We start from the raw sequence: 3,797 nt of genomic DNA, 5'->3' as shown, positions 1-3,797 counted from the left end.
CAGCGCAAGGCGCCCGCAGGGCGACGATGGCCGTGAGGCCGACGATACCGGCCAACTGCGCCCGGGTCAGGCTGATCCGGGCCCCCTTGCGCCGGCGCGCGGGTGCACGCTTGGGGCCTTTTGGGCCCGACCCGCCCTGTCTGGGCCGTCCCAGCGGCGGCGGGGGAGTGACGCGGCGGGGCATCAGCGGGCCCCCATGGTGGGAACGGACGTGGCGGGAACGGACGCGGTGGAAACGGTCATGCCTGTCCCTTGAAGAAGCACCGGCCGCGTTTCGCCGGCCGGTTCCCCACTAGTGCTACAGCGCCGGCACACTGGCAATCTCCTAGGCGGCTTATGCCGCTTATCGGATCCGCGCCCAATCCGGTTGCCCTGCCAACACAGGCCGGACTACTGTAAGCCGCCTTTGGCCATGTCCAATTCCCCGAACGGGTCCCAGATCATGCTGCTGCTCATCGATAATTACGATAGCTTCACCTACAACCTCGTGCATTACATCGGCGAGCTGGGCGCCGACGTGGCCGTTTGGCGCAACAATGCCCTGAGTGTGGATGAGGCCCTGGCCCTGAAGCCGGAGGCCATCGTCCTCTCCCCCGGTCCGTGCGATCCCGACCGCGCCGGCATCTGCCTGCCGCTGATCGCCGCCGCCGCGGAAAAGCGCATCCCCCTGTTCGGCGTCTGCCTGGGCCACCAGGCCATCGGCCAGGCCTTCGGCGGCCGCGTCATCCGGGCGCCGGTGCCCATGCATGGCAAGGTCAGCCAGGTCACGCACGAGGGCCAAGGCATCATGAAGGGCTTGCCTTCCCCCTTCAATGCCACCCGCTACCACTCCCTGATCGTGGAGCGCGAGACCCTGCCGGCGGAGCTGGAGTCGGTCGCCTGGCTGACTGGCGCCGAGGAGGGGATGATCATGACGCTGCGCCATCGCACCCTGCCCATCCACGGGGTGCAGTTCCATCCGGAAAGCATCACGTCCGACCATGGCCACCAGATCCTGGCGAACTTCCTGGACTTGGCCGGCATGGCGCGCCAGGCCGTCAAGAAGACCGGCCTGGCGGCATGAGCGGTGACATCGGTGACATGAAGGCGCTGCTCGGCCGGGTGGCCGAGGGCAAGCGCCTGTCGGAGGATCAGGCCCTGGCCGCCTTCGACATCATCATGTCCGGCAACGCGACCCCGTCGCAGATGGGGGGCTTCCTCATGGCCTTGCGCGTGCGCGGCGAAACGGTGGATGAGATCACCGGGGCGGTGCGCGCGCTGCGCGGACGCGCCGCCCGCATCGACTGTCCGCCGGGGACCATCGACACCTGCGGCACCGGCGGCGACGCCAGCGGCACCTACAACATCTCCACCACCGTGGCCTTCGTGCTGGCCGCCTGCGGCGTGCCCGTGGCCAAGCACGGCAACCGGGCCCTGTCCTCCAAGTCCGGCGCCGCCGACGTGCTGGGGCAGCTGGGGGTGAACGTGGAGGCGGAACTGGAGGCCGTGCGCGCCGCCCTCTGGCAGGACGGCATCACCTTCCTGATGGCCACCCGCCACCACGGCGCCATGCGCAACGTGGGACCGACGCGGGTGGAGCTGGGCACCCGCACCATCTTCAACCTGACCGGCCCCCTGTCCAACCCGGCCGGGGCCAAGCGCCAGCTGATGGGCGTGTTCGCCGAGCGCTGGGTGGAGCCGCTGGCCCAGGTGCTGAACCGCCTGGGCACCGAGGTCGCCTGGGTGGTCAGCGGCGAGGACGGGCTGGACGAGATCACAACCACCGGCGCCACCCACGTGGCGGAGCTGCGCCACGGCGCCATCCGCCGCTTCCAGGTGACGCCGGAGGACGCCGGATTGCCCCGCGCCCGGCCCCAGGACATACGGGGTGGCGACGCGGTGGAGAACGCCCGGGCCCTGCGCGCCGTGCTGGCGGGAGAAAAGGGCGCCTACCGTGACATTGTGTTGATCAACGCGGCCGCCGCCTTGATTGTCGCCGACAAGGCCACCACCTTGCGTGACGGCGTGGCCCAGGCGGCCCAGGCATTGGATGACGGCCGCGCCGCCGCCAAGCTGGCGGCCCTGGCCCATCATTGCCCCCTGCCGCCCCCGGCGGTGGAAGAGACTGAAGGAACCCGCGCATGAGCGACGCCCCCGCCCCCTCTCACGGAGACGTCCTGGCCCGGATTTGCGCCGACAAGCGTGAGCATATCGCCGCCTGCAAAGCCGCCCGCCCATGGGCGGAGGTGGAGCGCGCCGCCCGCGATGCCGGCCCCACCCGGGGCTTCGCCCGCGCCCTGCAGGCCAAGGTGGACGCCGGCCTGTACGCCCTGATCGCCGAGATCAAGAAGGCCAGCCCCAGCAAGGGCTTGATCCGGGAGGACTTCGATCCCCCCGCCCTGGCCAGGGCGTATCAGGCGGGCGGTGCCGCCTGCCTGTCCGTATTGACCGATGCGCCTTATTTCCAGGGGGCGGACGCGTACCTGGTGGCGGCCCGCGCCGCCTGCGACCTGCCGGTGCTGCGCAAGGACTTCATGCTGGACACCTATCAGGTGGCCGAGGCCCGCGCCCTGGGCGCCGACTGCATCCTGCTGATCATGGCGGCGCTGGACGACGCCCAGGCGCTGGAGCTGTACGAGGCCGCCACCGGCTGGGGCATGGACGTGCTGGTCGAGGTGCATGACGCCGATGAGATGCGCCGGGCCCTGGCCCTGCCCGGCGGTCTGCTGGGCGTGAACAACCGCAACCTCAAGACCCTGTCCATCGACCTGGCCACCACCGAGATGCTGGCCGGCATGGTGCCGCCCGGCCGCCACCTGGTGGCGGAGAGCGGCCTCTACAGCCCCCAGGACCTGCTGCGCATGGAGATCGTCGGCGCCCGCCGCTTCCTGGTGGGCGAGTCCCTGATGCGCCAGGCCGACGTCGCCGCCGCCACCCGCGCCCTGCTGGGCCTGGACCAGACGGCGGCCTGACATGGCGGAGGATAGCGGCTTCACCCATTTCGATGCCGCCGGCCGGGCGGTGATGGTCGACGTCTCCGACAAGGCGGAGACGGAGCGTGTGGCCACCGCGCGGGGCCGCGTGGTGATGAAGGCGGAGACGCTGACCCTGATCCAGGCGGGCCAGATGGGCAAGGGCGACGTGCTGGGCGTGGCGCGCCTGGCCGGCATCATGGCGGCCAAGCGTACGCCGGACCTTATTCCCCTGTGCCACCCCCTGGCGTTGACCAAGGTGACGGTGGACCTGACCTGCCTGCCCGACCAGAACGCGGTGGAGATCGAGGCCACGGCCAAGCTGAAGGGCCGCACCGGCGTGGAGATGGAAGCGCTGACCGCCGTCAGCGTCGCCGCCCTGACCCTTTATGATATGTGCAAGGCGGTGGATAAGGGCATGGTCATCGCCGATATCCGCCTGATCGCCAAGGACGGCGGCAAGAGCGGCCCCTATCGCGCCGCCCCCCTTGAGCCCGCTAGGTCCTGAAGGCGTCCATGATCCCCGTTGACGAAGCGCTGGCCCGCATCCTCGCCCCCTTCCAGCCCCTGGGTGGGGAGATGGTGGGGGTGGGGGAGGCGATGGGCCGGGTTCTGGCCGCCGACGTGGTGGCGCGGGTGACGCAGCCGCCGGCCGCCGTCTCCGCCATGGACGGCTGGGCGGTGCGCGGGGGCGACATCGCCACCCTGCCCGTCACGCTGGCCCGCATCGGCGAGGCGCCGGCCGGCCGGCCCTTCGCCGGCGCGGTGGGGCCGGACCAGGCCGTGCGCCTGTTCACCGGCAGCGTCATCCCCGATGGCGCCGATACCGTGGTGTGCAGGAGGATT

The 3,797-nt window shown here is 70.9% G+C and carries 4 protein-coding genes and 1 pseudogene; all 5 read left to right on the top strand.

All coding sequences use genetic code 11. The features are described 5' to 3' along the window. Positions 1 to 442: 442 nt before the first annotated feature. The gene (locus I55_RS08330) at positions 443 to 1,063 is read left to right on the top strand and encodes an aminodeoxychorismate/anthranilate synthase component II (RefSeq protein ID WP_044560057.1); all 621 of its coding nucleotides are present in this window, start codon (positions 443 to 445) and stop codon (positions 1,061 to 1,063) included. Continuing rightward, complete coding sequence (gene trpD, locus I55_RS08325; RefSeq protein WP_044560056.1) at positions 1,060 to 2,124, top strand: anthranilate phosphoribosyltransferase; 1,065 nt, start codon at positions 1,060 to 1,062, stop codon at positions 2,122 to 2,124. Before I55_RS08330 ends, trpD begins: the two co-directional genes overlap by 4 nt. Then, positions 2,121 to 2,951 (top strand): indole-3-glycerol phosphate synthase TrpC, encoded by an 831-nt coding sequence (gene trpC / locus I55_RS08320; RefSeq protein WP_044560055.1) that lies wholly within the window; start codon positions 2,121 to 2,123, stop codon positions 2,949 to 2,951. Before trpD ends, trpC begins: the two co-directional genes overlap by 4 nt. A 1-nt stretch (position 2,952) precedes the next feature. Then, positions 2,953 to 3,459, top strand: a complete 507-nt coding sequence (moaC, locus tag I55_RS08315) for a cyclic pyranopterin monophosphate synthase MoaC (RefSeq protein WP_044560054.1) — start codon at positions 2,953 to 2,955, stop codon at positions 3,457 to 3,459. 8 nt (positions 3,460 to 3,467) lie between these two features. Next, positions 3,468 to 3,797 (top strand): annotated as a pseudogene (locus I55_RS08310) (molybdopterin molybdenumtransferase MoeA); the annotation flags it as partial.

The organism is Azospirillum sp. B4, assembly GCF_000333275.1.
In the GTDB taxonomy this organism is placed as follows: Bacteria; Pseudomonadota; Alphaproteobacteria; order Azospirillales; family Azospirillaceae; genus Nitrospirillum.
The sequence above is the reverse complement of the archived record's forward strand: the minus strand, read 5'-3'. Positions and strand labels throughout refer to the sequence as shown.